The organism is Kitasatospora sp. MAA19 (assembly GCF_029894125.1).
Classification (GTDB): domain Bacteria; phylum Actinomycetota; class Actinomycetes; order Streptomycetales; family Streptomycetaceae; genus Kitasatospora.
Genome location: NZ_JARXYZ010000024.1, coordinates 69,385 through 86,561, shown reverse-complemented (window position 1 = coordinate 86,561; position 17,177 = coordinate 69,385). Strand labels below are relative to the sequence as shown.

The window sequence follows — 17,177 nt, the reverse complement described above, 5'->3', positions numbered from 1 at the left end:
TAAGGGCACCCGGACCGGCCGCCGCGCCCACCCTCTTCCGCGCCGCTGTGCGCGCCTTCGCGCCCCCCTGCTGCGGCCGGGCGCGTTCCTCCCGACATCGACGCCGAACGGAGCCCTCGTGTCCCTAACCCCTGTCGGCTACGCCGCGTTCGTTGAACTGCACTACGGTCACTACGAGATGTACGCGCGGGCGCGCTTGGGCGACGCCGGCCTCGCCGAGCAGGTCGTCGCGCTCGTTCTGCGCAGGGCGGAGGCAGACTGGGCGTGGGCGCTGCGCGACGATCCTGCGGCCTTCACCTGGCGGGCCCTGCGCGAGGCCGTCTCCGTGGCCTGCAAGAATGCGCCGACCTCCCCTTCGGATGCCCTCCACCGCGTCATGCCTGCCCGGGCCGCCGATGCCGCGCTGCTGCACGAGTTCCTCGGCCTGGAACCGGCCGCCGCGGCCGCACTGATGGGGCTGGATGAACCCGCCGTCCACGTCCAGCTGAAGGCCGCCCGTCGCTGGCGGACCGGCCGCGATTCCATCGGGGGCGCCTGACACCGTCGACCGACCCGACAGCCTGGCGAACCGGCCCCGAATGCTCCGGTTGGCCAGGCTCTTTGCCATGTCTTAACCGCCTTCACCCTCACGTGTGGTTTCGACACTTCGGATCACGGCATATTATGACGCAGCGTCATACTTGATCGTTGGCACTGAAGTTCGCATCACGCAGGGGGTAGCGGGTGAACCGGAACGAAGCCAACGATTGGCAAGAGCCTATTGACAGGGCCAGGCCAAGTGCGGCTCGCATGTACGACTTCCTGCTTGGAGGAAACCGCAACTACCCGTCCGACCGCAGGGCGGTCGAGGAGCTGCTGAAGACCGCACCGAGCAGCCGTGAACTGGCGCTCAACAACCGCAGCTTCCTGATCCGTGTGGTCAGGCACATCGCCGAAACCTACGGGATCAAGCAGTTCATCGATCACGGCTCGGGCCTGCCCACCCAGAGCAACGTCCACGAGGTCGCCGAAGCCATCCATCCGGACGCGCGCGTGGTGTACGTCGACAACGATCCGATGGTCCTCGGCTACGGCAGAGCCGTTTTGGACGAGAGCCCGAACGCGGTGATCCTCAACGCCGACATGGCGGACACGCCCGCGATAGTGGCCAGCCTGAAAGGCAGGATCGACCTGGCCGAGCCGGTTGCCGCACTCTTCGTCTCCGTACTCCACTGCGTCCCCGACCGGGACAACGGCGACCCGAAGGCGATCATCGAACGAATGGTGAGCCTGCTCGCCCCGGGCAGCGTCGTGGTGGTCTGTCAACTGGTCAGCGACGACGCCACCGTCCGCGACACCGTAACCGAGCTGATGCAGCAGCAGACCGGCGGCAAGTGGGGGCGCGTGCGCACAGAGGCCGACGTCCGCGGCTTCTTCGAAATCGACAGGCTCGTCGTCGAGCCCCCCGGCCTGGTGGACGTCACCGACTGGTATCCCGACGCTCAGGCGCCCGCCCGGCAGGCGACCTTGGAGTGGATCGAGTTCGGCGGGCTCGCCCGGGTCGTCTGACCCGAACGCGCCCGCCCGTTTCGCGGGCCCGGCTCTGCTACTACAGGCGGAGCTGGGCCTCCATCAGGGCGTTCTCGATGAGCCGGCGGCTGTCGCGGTAACCGGGAGCCCTCATGAGCACGTTGTCGATGAGATCGTCGAGGTCCACGTAGTCGGGGTCGGCCACCTCGTTGACCCCGGGGAGCGAGCCGCGGTGGAAGGACGCAGTGCGGCCCGCCTCGTTGTAGATGACGTCGGGGACCGCGTCCGCGAGCTCCTTGCGGAACCCGAGACGGGCAAGGGTGCTCACCGGGACGGCCAGGGGAGCCCGCGCGGTCATCACCCGGATGCCGACCGGCAGGGCCCGGTTCTCCACGAGGCCGAGCAGCTCCTGCAGCTGGTCGATCAGCACCTCCGGGTGGCCGAAGTCCGCGTAGAGCAAAGCCTCCTCGATGAAGAACCGACCCTTGGGCTGATCCGTGATCAGCCGCCCCGCGAACCGGGTACGGCGCTCGGCCCGCAGACCGACGACCACTTCCTGCAGACCGGCGTCCCTCAGGCTGGCCGGCAGGGTGTAACGGGTGACGAGCCTGGAGTACGCCTCGGTCTGGAGCTGGCCGGGGATCGCATTGCGATCCACCACGAAGAATTCGGTAGCTGACTCCTCCAACGAGGTAAGCCGGAGCATCGAGTCGGGCACCACCTCGCGGTGCCCGCTGCGGAACCTCGACGCCCAGCCCTCCTTCGACGCGGCGAACGCGAGGGCAGTCAGGTGGTCGTGGTGGGTGCCCGGCGCAACCTTCAGGGCGTCCAGGATGATGGACACGATGTGCGGCTTGTCGATCCGCACCTCGCCGCGTTCAAGACGGCTGTAGTACGACGTGCTGACCCGCTTGTTAGTCGCCTCCACCACCTCGCTCTGCGTGCGGCGCCCGCGCGCGACCTCCAGGTGGGCGCCCAGGAGCAGGCCTGCCTCCGCCCACGGCCGGTCCGCGCCGCCCCCGCGGCCAGAAATGAATGTGTCGACGGCCATTGGCCCCCCAGGTGCTTTATCCCAACCTTTGAGCTAACCGGATGAGTTTCGCACGAAGGGGGCCCGGCCGTCACATCAATCAGCTAAGACGGGAATCCGTCGTCCGCTGAAGATCAAACCGCCAGATGATCGAATTCCCCGTTACGGGCACCGTCCAACAGGGCAGAGATCTCGGCGCGAGTGAAAACCAGGGCCGGACCCCCCTGGTGCCGGCTGTTTCGGACCGCCACCTCACCGTTGTCCAGCGAGCGCAACTCCACGCAGGACCCGTTGCTCACGCTGCGCCTGGCCTTCTGCCATGGACTCTTGGCCTTGATGGTGTCCGCCGCCATGCCGTTGAAGATCTCCATCGTGAGCCCTCTTTCATGATCGAACGACACCCCACTCCCATTGATCATATTAATGGGAAGCCCCTGTCGGGAGGCCCGCGAAATCCCGCACGGGATTTCGCGGGCCGAGCGAGAAGAATCATTCCTCGTTGCTGGCGGAAAACGCCACTACACGATCGAGTGAATGCCGGTGAAGTTTGCACATCTATGACGGAACTATGATCGCATCCATCGGCGCTTCATCGTGGAACCCGTATGAAGGCGGCGAATCGCTAAGGCACCCCGGCCGGCCCCGGCCCGGTCAGCACCACCGTCCAACCCCGGGCGGCGCACTCGCGTAGCAGCGCGGCCCCACCGGGCAGCCCGGGCCGCCAGTCGGTAGAACGGAGCCGCCGAGATCACCGTCATGGCCACCGCTTCCGTCGACGGCCCACGGGCACACCGGCCCGCAGGCCCGCAGGCCCGCAGGCCACGCACCGTACGCGCCCTTCCAGGTTAGGCCGCTCCCCGCCCCACCGCGCAGCCTGTCACCGGCCGGCTCGGCGGCGGGCGTAGTCCGCGATCCGCACCACCTCCGGACGGGCGCCGAGCGGGGTGCGTCCCGGGCGGTGACCGGTGTCCGCACTTACGCTGTGGTGAGACGTTGCCACACGATGGAGGCGGCCGTTGTCGGCCGCGGGTGGTCGACCACCTGCCTCCGTGGCGCGCCGCCTGGCGTCGGGGTGAAGGAACTCGCCAGAGCCTGTCGATCCACGTGACCACGACGAGCCGTGCGGGAGAAACCGATGGACGAGACCCTGTGGCCGGTCGGGCCGCCCCGGCCGAAGGGGACGGCACCGCGCGTCGCGCTCGTCAACATGCCCTTCACGTCCGCGCGCAGTCCCTCGATCCAGCTCGGGCTGCTGACAGCGGTGCTGCGACGGCACGGTGTCCCCGCGACGTCGCTTTACTTCAACCTGGACCTGGCCGCGTCGCTCGGTTGGGACCTCTACGAGGTCCTGTGCAACGACCGCACCCTCCTGCTCGGCGAGTGGCTCTTCTCCCGCGCCGCCTTCCGCGCGGACGCGCACGACGCCTCCGGCTACGTGGAGGCGCTGCGGGGTGATCTCGGCGAGCACCTGCGGGCGATGGACCGCGACGTCAACTTCTTGCTGGACCTGCGGGAGCGGGTGCTGCCGGGGTTCGTCGAGGAGTGCGTTCGGCGGGTCGACTGGTCCGCCTTCGACGTGGTCGGCTTCTCCTCGATCTTCGAGCAGAACTGCGCCGCGCTCGCGCTGGCACGGCGCCTCAAGGAGGAATTCCCCTCCCTGGTCACGGTGTTCGGCGGCGCCAACTTCGAGGACGAGATGGGCCTGGAATACGTACGGGCCCTGCCCTGGATCGACTACGCCGTCATCGGCGAGGGCGACGAGGCACTGCCCGCACTCGTCCGGGCACTCGCCGACGACGGCGACCCGACGACCGTACCCGGCGTCGCCACCCGCGCCCCGGACGGCGCCGTCCGCTTCGCCGGACGAGCACCACAGGTCACCAACCTCGACGTCCTGCCCGAACCCGACTACGACACCTACTTCACCACCGCCCAGCAACTCGGACTGCCCGCCGGCACGAACGGCCACCGGGTCAGCCTGCCCTTCGAGACGGCGCGAGGCTGCTGGTGGGGGGCCAAGCACCACTGCACCTTCTGCGGACTCAACGGCCTCGGCATGGCCTTCCGCAGCAAATCCCCCGAACGGGCCCTGCGCGGCATCGACGAACTCGCCGAACGCTACGCGGTCTACCAACTCGTCGCCGTGGACAACATCGTCGACCTGCACTACATCGAGGGGGTCTTCGACCGGCTCGCCGAACTCCGGCGCGACTACACCTTCTTCTACGAGACCAAGGCGAACCTCTCCCACGAGCAGATCCGGCGACTGGCCCGGGGCGGCGTCCGCCACCTGCAGCCCGGCATCGAGAGCCTGAGCACGCACGTGTTGCAGCTGATGCGCAAGGGCACCACGGCCGTCCAGAACGTGCGCGCCCTCAAGTGGGGCCGCTATCACGGGGTCAGCATGCACTGGAACATCCTGGTGGGGTTCCCGGGCGAGCGGCCCGAGGACTACGAACAGCAGCTGGCGACGGCCCGGTTGGTCCCGCACCTGCAGCCACCCGAGTCGCTCGGCAGGATCTGGCTGGAGCGGTTCAGCCCCAACTTCACGCAGCGAGCCGAGCTGGGCATCGTCAACGTCCGGCCCGAGCAGGCTTACGCCTTCGTCTATCCGGACGCCGTCGAGCTCGACCGCATCGCCTACTTCTTCTCCTACGACGCGGTCGAAACCGTGCCAGCGGCTGCGCACGAGGAGTTGGCGAGCTACCTTGAAGATTGGCAGCAGCGGTGGGCGAGCGACCAGCCGCCCTACCTGGTCTACCAGCGAGGTGCCGGCCGGCTGACCGTCACCGACGGTCGCGGATCCGGTCCCGCGCAGGTCCTCTCGTTCGATGAACTCGCGGCCGCGGTCTACGAGTGCTGCACGCCCGCCGAACACAGCGCGTCCCGGATCGTCGACCTGGTCGGCGAGGCGTCGGACGTCGAGGCCGACCGGGGCGCCGTGCAGGCGGCACTGGACGAGTTCACCGCACTCGGCCTGATGCTGCGCGAGAACGACCGGTACCTGAGTCTGGCGCTGCCGATCAATCCCAACTGGTGAACGGACCGGCGTCCGCGCGGTACCGACCCCCAGCCGGAACCGAACAACCCATCACCCCCCTACATCGTCCGTAGAGAGGCCCGTCGAAGGAGGAACCCGTGTCCGATCCGAATGTCCGCCAAGTCAAGGTCACGGCGGAAGACATCGACGCCGTCAGCCAGAAGCTCGAGTCCTTTGCGAAGGGGCTGCCGCCGGGCGAGCAGAACGTCCTGCAGTGGCTCCTCGGCCGGGCCGCGTCCGCCGGTACGCAGAGCGCGAACGCGGACCCGGCGGAACTCACACCGGCGGCGCAGCCGGGATTCCGCGCGCAGCTCGACGACTCGCTCGGCATCGCGCAGTTCGACCGGCTGAGGCCCGGCTCGGCCTTCGCCGGCAGCACCATCGGCGTGACCGGCACCGTGATGTTCTGACAATCGACCGGCCTTGCCCCGTGCGGTCCGTCGACCGGCGCGCCGCACGGGGCAGGGTTGCGCGCGACCACCGACCCCGGCCCCTCGCCCAGGCCCGGGCCGGACGTGCGGGAGAGGAGTCCCGATGGCCCAACTGACGCATTCCGGCCTCGCGATGACCGACATCGGCCGTGTTCTCGGCAAGCTGCGCGCCCTGCAGACCGACCTTCCGGCGGGCGAACGGCAGGCGATCGAGTCGCTGCTGCGGGCCGCCGGGGTGGTCGAGCGGACACCACTGCAGTACAACCCGTTCCTGCCCGGGGTCCACGAGGATCCGTACCCGCACTACCACCGGCTGCAGGCCGAGCATCCGGTGCACTGGAGCGAGACCATGCAGTCCTGGGTGGTCTGTCGGTACGCGGACGTCGTGACCGCGCTGCGCGACCCGCGGTTGTCCCACCGGACCGGCTACCGAACCGTCCTGGCCAACGTCCCGCCGGCCGAGCACGCCGGCATCGCGCAGGTCACCCGGTTCCTCGGCCGGCTGCTGAACGAGATCGATCCGCCCGAGCACACCCGCCTGCGCCGCGCGATGATGCGGGCGTTGGCCACCGCCGGTCACCAGTTGCCGCCCGCCCGGCTGGAATCGATCGCCCACGGGCTGATCGACCCGGTCGTGGCCCGGCACCGCATGGACCTCGTCGCGGACCTGGCCCACCCGCTGCCGGCCGTCGTCGGCGCCGAGCTGCTGGCTATCCCGGCGGCGGACCGCTCGCACTTCGGCCGTGACGTCCACGACATCGTCCACACCTTCAGCGAAGGATTCAGCGGCACTGCGGCCATGGCCGACGGCGAAGCCGCCGTCGACAGCCTGATCAGCTGTCTCGCGCACCTCCTCGCTCGGCGGCGCGCGCGGCCCGGACCGGATGCCCTCAGCGCGCTGCTCGCCGTCGACGGGCTCACCGACGACGAGCGGGTGCTCGTCGCCGCGAACCTGATCCTGGGCCTGCACGAGAACGTGACCCACGCCATCACGCTCGGGCTGAACACCCTGCTGCGGCAACCGCTGCCAGCGCAGCGCCTGCTCCGCGGGCCGGACCGGCTCCCGACCGCCGTCGAGGAGATGCTGCGGCACGAAGGCACGGCGCCCATCCTGTCGCGGGTCGTCCGGGAGGACACCGTCATCGGCGGCGTCCACCTGCCGCAGGGCGCCCCCGTCATCCTGCTCATCGCCGCCGCGAACCGCGACGCGGACCGCTTCCCCGCGCCGGACCGGTTCACACCCGACCGGTCGCCGAACCCCCACATCGCGTTCGGACTCGGCAAGCGCGCCTGCCCGGGCGCCACGCTGGCCCGCCGGATCGTGCACGCCGCGATCGAGGCCACACTCACCAGGCTCCCGGGCCTGCAACTCGACACCGCCGCACCACTGGTGTGGCGGGAGGAGATCAACATCCACGGTCTCTCGACGCTGCCCGTGGCGTTCTGACCCGGAGGGACGGTGCCAGATGACAGCAGGGCCGCTTCCGCCGACGACCCCGGCCCCCTCCGGCCGCACGGCCGCGCAGAAGGCGATGGTGGCCGACGGCTACCGGGACGTCGCCCGCGGATGGCACCGCTGGCGACGCGAGTTCAGCACCGCCGGCGCCGCCGTCACCCGCGCCGTCGTCGAGGCCGCCCGGCCACGGCCCGGCATGCGGGTGCTCGACCTCGCCTGCGGCGTGGGGGAGCCGGCGCTCACCCTGGCCCCGCTGGTCGGGCCGTCCGGCCGCGTCGTCGCGACGGACCTGGTCCCGGAGATGGTCGGCTACGCCGGGGAGGCCGCGGCGAAGGCCGGCGCGGCGATCATCTTCGGCGTCGCCGACGCGGAGAGGCTGCCGTTCTCCGACGCGTCGTTCGACCTCGTCACCTGCCGGAACGCCGTCATGCACTTCCCCGATCCGGGCCGGGCCCTCGCCGAGGCGCACCGGGTGCTGCGGATTGGCGGCCGGATCGTCCTCACCGCGCTCGGACCGCCGCGCGCGACCCCGGCCGTCCGCGCCACCATCGCCGTCATCCTTCGGCACACCCCGCCTGGACCACCGGCACCGGCACTGCCCGACCCTTACGGATTCGCCGTCCCCGACACCCTCGGCGCCCTGCTCACCGCGACCGGATTCCGCGACGTCCAGGCGCGGACCCTCGCGGCGCCGTGCCCGTGGCCTGGCACCGCGGAGGACTTCTGGCAGGCCCTGCCCGACCACGCCTGGAACCTGCGGCCGATGCTCGACCGTCTGGCACCGGAGGCCCGCCGACAGGTCGCCGAGGAAGCCGTGGCCGCCCTGCGACGGTACGAGTACGACGGCGTCCTCCGCCTCACCGCGCCGACCGTCATCGCCCACGCGACCCGTTGAACCGGAGCCCATCCATGGCACACGTCCACCCGGAGCAGGTCCGCCTCGACCCACCGGCCGCCAGGCGCCAGATCCGGCTCGCCCTCGTCAACATGCCCTTCGCGTCCTCGCGCCGCCCTTCGATCCAGCTCGGCCTGCTGCGGGCCGTCCTCGGCCTGGACGGCGTCCGGGCCGAGTCGTTCTACTTTAACCTCGAACTCGGCGCGGCCATCGGCTGGGAGCGCTACGAGGCCCTCTGCCACACCCGGGACGTGCTCCTCGGTGAATGGCTGTTCGCCCCGGCCGCCTTCCGGGAGCTGGCCCCGGCCCACGCGCGGTACACCGCCCACCATCCGTCCGAGATCCGCGAGGTGTGCGCCGAACTGGGGTGCGACGTCGACTTCCTGCTGGACCTGCGGGAGCGGGTGCTGCCGGGGTTCGTCGAGGAGTGCGTTCGGCGAGTCGACTGGTCCGCCTTCGACGTGGTCGGCTTCTCCTCGATCTTCGAGCAGAACTGCGCCGCGCTCGCGCTGGCACGGCGCCTCAAGGAGGAATTCCCCTCCCTGGTCACGGTGTTCGGCGGCGCCAACTTCGAGGACGAGATGGGCCTGGAATACGTACGGGCCCTGCCCTGGATCGACTACGCCGTCATCGGCGAGGGCGACGAGGCACTGCCCGCACTCGTCCGGGCACTCGCCGACGACGGCGACCCGACGACCGTACCCGGCGTCGCCACCCGCGCCCCGGACGGCGCCGTCCGCTTCGCCGGACGAGCACCACAGGTCACCAACCTCGACGTCCTGCCCGAACCCGACTACGACACCTACTTCACCACCGCCCAGCAACTCGGACTGCCCCGAGTGGTCCGCGGGCAGGTCGTGGGCCTGCCGTTCGAGACGGCGCGGGGCTGCTGGTGGGGGGCCAAGCACCACTGCACCTTCTGCGGACTCAACGGCCTCGGCATGGCCTTCCGTAGCAAATCCCCCGAACGGGCCCTGCGCGGCATTGACGAACTCGCCCGCCGGCACCGCACGTACGCGTTCCTGTCCGTCGACAACATCCTCGACCAGCGCTACATCGGCGAGGTGTTCGGGCCGCTCGCCCGGCAGCGCAAGGACTACACGTTCTTCTTCGAGGTCAAGGCGAACCTCTCCCGCGAACAGATCCGAACGCTCGCCCAGGGCGGCGCCCGCATCGTCCAACCAGGGATCGAAAGCCTCAGCACGCGGCTGCTGCACCTCATGCGCAAGGGCACGACCGCCCTCCAGAACGTCTGCTTCCTCAAGTGGGGCCGCTACTACGGCCTCACCGTCGCCTGGAACCTGCTGCTCGGCTTCCCCGGCGAACAACCGGACGACTACCGACGACAGATCGAGGTCATACGGCTCATCCCCCACCTGTGCCCGCCGGGCTACGTTGGCCGGATCCGGCTGGACCGTTTCAGCCCGTACTTCACCGACCCGCAAGCCGTCGACATCCGCGCCGTTCGGCCTATCCCCGCCTACGGCGACACCTATCCGGACACCGTCAACCACGACGCCATCGCCTACTTCTTCGCCTACGACGCCCCCACCGCCCTGGACGAGCGGGCCTACGGAGAAGTGAAGGAGACCGTCCTGGCCTGGCAACGCCGGTGGGAGGGCTCGTCGGTGCCGTCCCTCGTGTACCAGCGGGGCGCCGACCGGCTCGTCGTGACCGACTGCCGGTACGGCACGCCGCCGCGCACCACCTCCCTGCGCGGGATGGAAGCCCAGGTGTACGAGGCCTGCACCTCGGCGCCCCGTTCGGCAACGGGAGTTCTTCGGCTGCTGCTCGAACAGCACCCGGAACCGCCGCATCCGGAGCCGTACCCGACACCGGACGCCGTGCAGCGCGTGCTCACCGGGCTCACCGAGCAAGGGCTGATGCTGGAGGACGAGGGCCGGTACCTCGGCCTGGCCCTACCGATCAATCCGAACTGGTAGCTCTCCGGCCGCACGCGGGAGCCTCGCCCTCCACCGACGCCCGCGCCGACGGGAGTTCGAGTCGGGTGGGGTTAGCGCGGGCGGGTCTACCGGCCCGCCGCTCTGCACCCCACCTTCTCCGGGACGGCGGCGCCGTCCTGCGCCCGCGCTGTCACCGGCCGGGGGCGATCCACTCGACCAGGTGGAGCAGCCGGTTGAGGGCGTCCTTGGAGTGCGTTCGGTGAGGTTGACCATGAGCTGGAAGACGACCTTCAGCAGGGCCGGGTTGCCGAGCCCGGCGGCGCCGGCCGCGCCGAGCAGCCGGGGGCGGCCGAGCAGGTCGGCGGCGAGCCGGCCGAGCGCGAAGTAGCCAGCGTAGGCGGAGCGCAGGGCCTGCGGGTAGGCGCGCAGGGCGAGTTCGCGGCCGCGGTCGGTGCGGCGGGCGAGTGCCTGGACGGCGGTCTCGGCGGCGAAGCGGCCGGATTCCATGGCGTAGGCGATACCCTCGCCGGCGCCGGGGCTGACGGTGCCGCCCGCGTCGCCGACCAGCAACAGGCCGTCCGCGTAGTGGGGTTCGCGGTTGAGGCCCATGGGCAGGGCGGAGCCGCGGATGGGTTCGGTGACGGCCTCGGGGGTGTAGCCGTACTCGGGCGGGAGCCGGTCGCACCAGCGGCGCAGCAGGTCGCGCCGGTCGAGGTCGACGCCGGCGGTGTCGAGGACGCCGAGGCCGACGTTGGCGGTGCCGTCGCCCATGTCGAACACCCAGGCGTAACCGGGCAGGTGGAGGGGCCTACGAGCTGCGCCTGGGACGTGGCCTTGGCTGGCGTCATCGACCAGCGGGAGGTCTCCGGGGAGTTCGCGGCGGCCGCCAGGCGCCGCCAGTTGGATCAGCTACGGGACGCCTCCGAGGTAGTCTCCAAGCGGATCACCAGCGGCACCGCTCACGCAGCCCGCGGGTCGGTCTTCGTGACCTCTCAGGAATTCCGAGCAGCGTACGCTGCTGCCGACGATGCATGAGCCGAGAGCGAACTGCCGCACCACTGCCTGAATACTTCCGGCCGCCCGAGTGGGTTCAGTGGGGGTAACGTGCCCCTATGGTCTTCGTCAAACGGCTGCGGTCGTCGGGGGCTGATAGAGGGTGCCGTCGCGGAGCATGGCGAACAGGACGTCGATGCGTCTGCGAGCGAGGGCCACGAGGGCAGCGACGTGGTGCTCGCCCTCGCATCGTTTTCGGTCGTAGTAGGCGCGTGACTCCGGCTGGGACAGCGATGCGAACGCGGCCAGATAGAAGGCTCGTTTGAGCTGTTTGTTGCCTCGTCGGGAGGGGTGTTCGCCGCGGATGGACGAGCCGGAGGCGCGGGTGACGGGCGCCAGGCCGGCGTAAGCGGCGAGGTGGCCGGCGCTAGGGAAGGCACAGGCGTCGCCGACATCGACGAGGATCCGGGCGGCGGTCCTGACCCCGATGCCGGGCATTGAAGTCAGGACCGGGGAAAGAGGGTGGGCCTCCAGCAGTTCCTCGATCCTCGCGGCGAGGAGTTTGCGCTGGTCGAGGACCGCGGTGAGTGAGGTGGCGAGGCTGGGAACAATCAGCGCGGCGGCCTCGGTCCCGGGGACGACGACGGTCTGCTCGTCAAGGGCGGTGAAGATGTCCTCGACCAGGCGCTCGGCCACCCGCGGGGCCTTGGGCCGCAGCAGTGTGATCAGTCGCCGCCGGCCTGCCTTCCTCAACTGGGCTGGAAATCCGTGCCGTTCGAGCAGGGCAAGGACCGCCGGGTGGTCAAGTCGCGGGCCCAGGACGCGTTCGATTGACGGATGGATCTGGGTGAGCAGGCCGCGCAGACGGTTCTTGATTCTCGTCGACTCACCCGCGAGGTCGTCGCCGAATCCGGCGATCATCTGCAGCTCAGCGACGGTCTCGTCGCCCGGCACCAGGTCGCGCAGGGTGTGCGGCATGGTGCGGGCGGCGTCCGCGATGACGTGCGCGTCGCGGGCGTCGGTCTTCGCTTCGCCGGAATAGAGGTCTGCGATCCGGCGCATGGTCAGGCCGGGCAGGTAGGCGATGCGGCAGCCGGTGTCGCGGGCGACGGCCAGCGGCAGGGCTCCGATGGTGGCCGGCTGGTCGACCACCACCAGCACGGTCCCGTGCTTGGCCTGCAGTTTCGTGAACAGCGCACGGAGCCTGGGCTCGCTGTTGGGCAGTGCCTCGTCGAAGATCTTCTTGCCGGCCGGGGTGAGTGCGGTCGCGTGGTGCTCACCCTTGCCGACGTCCAGACCGAGATAGACGTCGGTGCCGTCGGTGCTGGTCAATGCCCCTCCCCAGGCTTCGCTTCTTCCCGGCCCTGCGGCATCAGCGTGCCGGCATCCACGTTACGAAGAGCCTGCCTCACCCAGGTGTGGGATCGGCGCTCAAGCCCGAAATCAGCGGTCTGCCAATGCCTCCGGTACTCGGCGGCACCACCTTTTCGATCATGATCGACGGGGGCCACAAGTCATACCGAGCCCGGAGGCCGGGAGCCCCGTTGCGGGGCCGTGAAAACGGTAACGGGGCCGCAGACAGGGACGAACTGGAAGATCCGGGCCGCTCGCAGACGCGCCAGGCCCTCGGCCGGTTCCGGGGAGGGCTGACCACGAAGGTCCACCTCGCCGTGGCCGGCCGGGGCCTGCCGCTGTCGATCGTACTTACGCCCGGCAACATCAACGACGCCACCGCCTTCGGCGAGGTCCAGGACGGGGTCCGCGTGCCGCGCGTCACAACGGGCTGGCCCCGCACGACGCCGGCGCGAGTGCTGGGCGACAAGGCGTATTCCAGCCGGGCGATCCGCCACCTGCTGCGGCGCCGGGGTATCGCCGCCACGATCCCCGAGCGCCGCGACCAGGCGGCCAACCGCAAGCGGCGCGGGAGCCTCGGCGGCCGGCCACCCGCCTTCGACAAGGAGATCTACGAGACCGGAACGTGGTCGAGCGATGTTTCGCCCGCCTCAAGCAGTTCCGTGCGATCGCGACCAGGTTCGACAAGCTCGTCGACCGCTACCGAGCAGGAATCGTCCTGGCCTCCCTGATCCTCTGGCTCCGCGAACCAGCCAGATGATCATTTGTCAGACAGGCCTTAGCCGCCGGTCAGTTCGGCTCCCGGTCGTGGTGGGCGCCCGGATTGGTGGCGCCCACCATGCGGGCCAGCTCTTCCAGGCTCAGCTCCACCCGCCGCCCGTCCGTCAGTCTCGCCTCCACCGCCTTGTCCTGTTCCCGCTCGGCGCGGCTCACCGTGCGCACGGCCCACTGGCCGTCAACGATCACCGCGCCGTCGCCCATCGTCCAGGCCCGCCCCGAACTGCGGATCTTGCGCTCCAGCGCCGCCATGTCCCGGCCTCTGTTCGGCACCAACGCCTCCGTCCCCCTTCGACCCCGTACGGCCCAACGCCGTAACCCTGCTTCAGCACCCGGGGGCCCCGATCCATTCCCGCCCGGTTCGCCCAGGGTGTGACTGCGACCGATACGTTGCGAGCCCCCAAGAAGCGAAAGCCCAGGTCGCGGACCTGCTGCGAGTTGTAGTTTGCGAGCCTCTGCGACCGACAACTTGCGAGTCCACGGCCCCGAAGCCCCTCGCCGGTGCTGAAGCAGCAGGTCAGGGCGGGGCGACCCAGTGACTCGCAAGATGCCGTTCGGATTCGCGATGTAGCGGTCGCAGTCACACAGGGCAGAGTGCCGAACCCGGGAAACGACTACGAACTTCGGGACGCTGCATGTCAAAGTACTCGTGTCGCCGAAACCGCAGGTCAACGAAGGGACCGGCCCCGTGAACACCCCCAGCAGCCTCCTGCCCGCCCCCGTCCGCCCGAGCGCCGAAGACCGCTCCTGACTCACCGCCGACCACAGCGCGGAGCCGGTCCTCGCCCTGCTCGCCGGTCTCGGCTGGCCGATGGTCGACACCCCCGAGGCCAACGTCCACTGCACCAGCCCGGACGGGCGCGTCTACGTCGGCTGGCTGCCCGAGGACCCCGGCGCCTGGAAGCGCGGCATCGTGTGGCGCATCCAGGTCCAGCCCACCGACGCCGCCGCGTGGACCCAGGAGTTCGGCGTCCACACCCCCTCCGAGGCCGTCGCCGGATTCCTCGCTGCGCTCATCGCCGCCCCCACCCGCTGACCTGCGCCAACTCCCGTCTTCGGAGGACTTGTTGCCCACACCCCGACTGGACCACCGCATCGCCCACGGCACCGCGCGCAACCCGCTCGGCCTCGCCCTGGCCGACCCGCACATCACGTGCGCGGACGGCTTCTGCCTCTCGGTGCTCGCCCCCGACCCCTCCGACGTGTTCCTGCTGCCCGCCCTGACGCTGGAGGTCGGTTTCCCCACCCGGCGCCCGAACCGTGGGCCCGCTGGCGCGACTACCTCGAGCCCGGCGCGGAGGAGGGCGACCCCACCGAATCCGTGTTCCTGAACGTCCCGGTCGCCCTGGTGCGGGACCTGATCGAGGCTCACGGCGGCGAAGCCCCGCCCATTCCACGCCAACGCTCCTAACCGGCCACCCCAGCACGCCACTTCGACGAAGGAGACCACCTTGACGATCACCATCGACCTCGCCCGTATCCCCGGCCCGGCCATCGCCGCCCTCGGCCTGGCCAACGCCTTCTCCGTCCCGCCGCAGTCCGCCGCCTTCGCCCTCGGCCTCGCCCTCAGCGCGAGCGGCCTGCGGCTGGCCTTCGACGACGTCCACCAGAGCGGCCTGCGTCGCGACGCCCGTGTCGTCGCCCAGCTCGCCAAATCGCCCGATGGCGCACGGGTGCGCCAGATCGGCACCGCCCTCGGCCTGCGCGACGGCGCGGTCGCCAGATCCCTCGCCCGCCTGGCCGACGACGGCCTGGTGCTCCTCGCCGCCGAGGGCGAACCGCTGCCCCTGCGCTGCTACCGCCTGGCCGACTGAACCACCGATGCCCCGGCCCGGGGCACCCCACCACGAGGGACACCGCCACGAACACCCACCGCGTCGACTTCCACCCCCTCATCGTCACCGCCGCCACCGAACACCGCGCCTCCCGCCACGTCCTCGCCAGCCCGGCCCTTCGGATCGTCCGCGCCGACGAGGTCCGCCCCGGCGACCTCGTCGTCTCCGCCTTCACACCCGCCGGACCGGGGCGCTACCGCCGCTCTGACTACTTCGCCTCCGGGCCCTACCCGGCAGATCCCGGGCCGTACGACCCGACCTGCGGATGCGGCGTCTGCGGCCTGCCCGAGGTCGAGGGCCCGCAAGGCACCGTCGTCCTCACCCGGGGCTACCCGTGGGAGAGCTGCGACCCGTGGCCCACCGACGAACCCGTCCTCGTTCTCCCCAGCGACCGACACCGCGCTCACCCGCGTGAGGTTTCCCGGCTCGACCCGCAGCACCCTCTCCGCCCCGACACCCGATAGGCCACATCACTCCGAGGAGAAACCGTGCCCCAGTACCTGACCGTCGCCCACCTGATCGCCCAGCTCCAGACCGTCGACCCGAACCTGCGGGTGCGCCTCGCCGTCAACCCGGACTGGGCCTTCGCCCACTACATCGGCACGGACGTCGTCGTCCACGACGGGATCGCCTACCTCGCCGAGGACGGCCAGGACAGCTACCTGCCCGCCGCCGTCCGCGACGAACTCGCCTGGGCCTGAATCACCGCCTTCCCCAAAGGAGACCCGCATCCCGACCACCCGCCGCCGCGCCCGCCCGCAGCCGCTCGACCGCATCGCGCTGCACCCCGTGCCACCGTGGGCGAGCGGGGCACTCGTCCGCCGCGTCCCCGCCGACCCCGGCCAGCCGATCGAAGTCCTCTGGCTCCCGGCCACCGCGTCCAGACTGCCCTTCGGCCGCATCCTGCTGCGGTGGGAGAAGGCCCCCGAGGCAGGCTGGGACGTCACCGCCCGCCTCGGCCTCGCCACCACCGACGTCCACCTCGTCACCTGGCCCGCCGCCCCCGACGACTGGCCCCGCCTGGTGCGCCCCACCCTTGACGAGGTCACCGGCCTGTGCTCCGCCCTCACCGTCGCCACCGCCGCCCTCGAACTCGCCAACCGCCTCGCCGACTCCTGAACACCACCACACAAGGCCGCCCCGCGCCGACCAGGCCGGGGCGGCCTCGCCGTACGCCCACCCGCACAGCGGCGCGTACGCTCGTCACCGAAGCACCGAGGAAGGACACCCGCATGGCCGACGACCAACAGCTCTGGGGCTACGCCGAGGTCGCCGCGCACCTGGGCATCAGCGTCGGCGCCGCCCGCAACCGCCGAAACCGCGGCACCCTGCCCGCCCCCGACGACACCAGCATCCCGGACCGCCCCCGCTGGAAGCTCTCCACCTTTCAGGACTGGAAACCCCTCGGCCAGGGCCACCGCAGCGACCTGCACGACAACCAGGCAGAGCCCGCCTCCGGCTGACCGGCCGGCAACCACCCCCTGTACGGGCACAGAGAGGACCACCAGCCGATGCCCGACCACCCGGCCCGCCGTCCTGCCCCGCTGATCGCCTGGTGCTCCACCGCCGCGATAGGCGCCGCCACCGCGACCGGTGCCGCGGTGACCGGCACGTACACGGTGTGCGCCATAGGGCTGTTCGTCCTCGGCGGCGGCGCGCTGGCCGCCTACCACACCGTCCGCGCCAGCGAAGACCGGACCGACCACGCCGTCCTCGAACACCTGCGGCGCGACCCCGGTCTTACGCCGGAGGCTCTCGCCGCCGAGCTCAGCCTGCGCCCGGCCGCTGTCCGGCTCAGCCTCCACCGACTGGTTGCTGCCGACCAGCTCCCCACATCAGCATCACCTCCCGGCCCGGGACGCTGACCTGCAGCGAGAAGGACCGCCACCGAACTGCTTGGGTGGCGGTCCTTCTCGCTGCCTGGCCTATACCGGCGGAGGGTGCTTATTCCTCG

At 70.6% G+C, this 17,177-nt stretch carries 19 protein-coding genes and 1 pseudogene; 15 read left to right on the top strand and 5 right to left on the bottom strand.

Annotated features, from left to right (window positions below):
- Positions 1–118 precede the first annotated feature (118 nt).
- Together P3T27_RS29295 and P3T27_RS29290 are read left to right on the top strand one after the other, a co-directional pair.
- Positions 119–538: a hypothetical protein gene (locus tag P3T27_RS29295; RefSeq protein WP_280683842.1), complete on the top strand. Its 420-nt coding sequence runs from the start codon at positions 119–121 to the stop codon at positions 536–538.
- A gap of 221 nt (positions 539–759) precedes the next feature.
- Positions 760–1,548: an SAM-dependent methyltransferase gene (locus P3T27_RS29290; protein WP_280683927.1), complete on the top strand. Its 789-nt coding sequence runs from the start codon at positions 760–762 to the stop codon at positions 1,546–1,548.
- Positions 1,549–1,588: 40 nt separating this feature from the next.
- On the opposite strand, the gene P3T27_RS29285 is transcribed toward P3T27_RS29290, so the two are convergent.
- Together P3T27_RS29285 and P3T27_RS29280 are read right to left on the bottom strand one after the other, a co-directional pair.
- Positions 1,589–2,560: a Scr1 family TA system antitoxin-like transcriptional regulator gene (locus tag P3T27_RS29285; protein ID WP_280683840.1), complete on the bottom strand. Its 972-nt coding sequence runs from the start codon at positions 2,558–2,560 to the stop codon at positions 1,589–1,591.
- A gap of 113 nt (positions 2,561–2,673) precedes the next feature.
- Positions 2,674–2,910 carry a DUF397 domain-containing protein gene (locus P3T27_RS29280; protein ID WP_280683838.1) on the bottom strand — a complete coding sequence of 79 codons (237 nt, stop codon included), beginning with the start codon at positions 2,908–2,910 and terminating at the stop codon, positions 2,674–2,676.
- 764 nt (positions 2,911–3,674) lie between these two features.
- Here P3T27_RS29280 and P3T27_RS29275 point away from each other — a divergent pair.
- From P3T27_RS29275 to P3T27_RS29255, 5 genes are all read left to right on the top strand, one after another.
- On the top strand, positions 3,675–5,579 hold the full coding sequence (locus P3T27_RS29275) for a RiPP maturation radical SAM C-methyltransferase (protein WP_280683836.1): 1,905 nt from the start codon (positions 3,675–3,677) through the stop codon (positions 5,577–5,579).
- 98 nt (positions 5,580–5,677) lie between these two features.
- Positions 5,678–5,989 carry a hypothetical protein gene (locus tag P3T27_RS29270; RefSeq protein ID WP_280683834.1) on the top strand — a complete coding sequence of 104 codons (312 nt, stop codon included), beginning with the start codon at positions 5,678–5,680 and terminating at the stop codon, positions 5,987–5,989.
- Positions 5,990–6,113: 124 nt separating this feature from the next.
- The gene (locus P3T27_RS29265) at positions 6,114–7,457 is read left to right on the top strand and encodes a cytochrome P450 (protein ID WP_280683831.1); all 1,344 of its coding nucleotides are present in this window, start codon (positions 6,114–6,116) and stop codon (positions 7,455–7,457) included.
- Between the two features lie 19 nt (positions 7,458–7,476).
- Positions 7,477–8,361, top strand: a complete 885-nt coding sequence (locus P3T27_RS29260) for a methyltransferase domain-containing protein (protein ID WP_280683830.1) — start codon at positions 7,477–7,479, stop codon at positions 8,359–8,361.
- Between the two features lie 14 nt (positions 8,362–8,375).
- Positions 8,376–10,304 carry a RiPP maturation radical SAM C-methyltransferase gene (locus P3T27_RS29255; RefSeq protein WP_280683828.1) on the top strand — a complete coding sequence of 643 codons (1,929 nt, stop codon included), beginning with the start codon at positions 8,376–8,378 and terminating at the stop codon, positions 10,302–10,304.
- Here the strand turns inward: P3T27_RS29255 and P3T27_RS29250 are convergent.
- Both P3T27_RS29250 and P3T27_RS29245 read right to left on the bottom strand, forming a co-directional pair.
- Positions 10,281–11,036, bottom strand: a complete 756-nt coding sequence (locus P3T27_RS29250) for a hypothetical protein (protein WP_280683827.1) — start codon at positions 11,034–11,036, stop codon at positions 10,281–10,283. The two genes, P3T27_RS29255 and P3T27_RS29250, sit on opposite strands and share 24 nt — an antisense overlap.
- 351 nt (positions 11,037–11,387) lie before the next feature.
- Complete coding sequence (locus tag P3T27_RS29245) at positions 11,388–12,590, bottom strand: IS110 family transposase (RefSeq protein WP_280683825.1); 1,203 nt, start codon at positions 12,588–12,590, stop codon at positions 11,388–11,390.
- A gap of 251 nt (positions 12,591–12,841) precedes the next feature.
- Here P3T27_RS29245 and P3T27_RS29240 point away from each other — a divergent pair.
- A pseudogene (locus P3T27_RS29240) lies at positions 12,842–13,393 on the top strand (IS5 family transposase); the annotation flags it as partial.
- Positions 13,394–13,400: 7 nt separating this feature from the next.
- Here P3T27_RS29240 and P3T27_RS29235 read toward each other — a convergent pair.
- A complete protein-coding gene (locus P3T27_RS29235; RefSeq protein ID WP_280683823.1) occupies positions 13,401–13,661 on the bottom strand; it encodes a hypothetical protein in 261 nt (86 codons plus the stop codon).
- A 538-nt stretch (positions 13,662–14,199) separates the two neighbouring features.
- Here P3T27_RS29235 and P3T27_RS29230 point away from each other — a divergent pair.
- From P3T27_RS29230 to P3T27_RS29200, 7 genes are all read left to right on the top strand, one after another.
- Positions 14,200–14,424 (top strand): DUF317 domain-containing protein, encoded by a 225-nt coding sequence (locus P3T27_RS29230; protein ID WP_280683821.1) that lies wholly within the window; start codon positions 14,200–14,202, stop codon positions 14,422–14,424.
- 31 nt (positions 14,425–14,455) lie between these two features.
- Positions 14,456–14,719, top strand: a complete 264-nt coding sequence (locus P3T27_RS29225) for a hypothetical protein (RefSeq protein WP_280683819.1) — start codon at positions 14,456–14,458, stop codon at positions 14,717–14,719.
- A 120-nt stretch (positions 14,720–14,839) separates the two neighbouring features.
- Positions 14,840–15,202 (top strand): MarR family transcriptional regulator, encoded by a 363-nt coding sequence (locus P3T27_RS29220; RefSeq protein ID WP_280683816.1) that lies wholly within the window; start codon positions 14,840–14,842, stop codon positions 15,200–15,202.
- 509 nt (positions 15,203–15,711) lie between these two features.
- Positions 15,712–15,924, top strand: coding sequence for a hypothetical protein (locus P3T27_RS29215; protein ID WP_280683814.1), 213 nt, complete (start codon positions 15,712–15,714; stop codon positions 15,922–15,924).
- Between the two features lie 88 nt (positions 15,925–16,012).
- Complete coding sequence (locus tag P3T27_RS29210) at positions 16,013–16,342, top strand: esterase (RefSeq protein ID WP_280683812.1); 330 nt, start codon at positions 16,013–16,015, stop codon at positions 16,340–16,342.
- A 113-nt stretch (positions 16,343–16,455) separates the two neighbouring features.
- Positions 16,456–16,686, top strand: coding sequence for a MarR family transcriptional regulator (locus P3T27_RS29205; protein ID WP_280683809.1), 231 nt, complete (start codon positions 16,456–16,458; stop codon positions 16,684–16,686).
- Positions 16,687–16,734: 48 nt separating this feature from the next.
- A complete protein-coding gene (locus P3T27_RS29200; RefSeq protein WP_280683807.1) occupies positions 16,735–17,088 on the top strand; it encodes a winged helix-turn-helix domain-containing protein in 354 nt (117 codons plus the stop codon).
- The last annotated feature ends 89 nt before the right edge of the window (positions 17,089–17,177 follow it).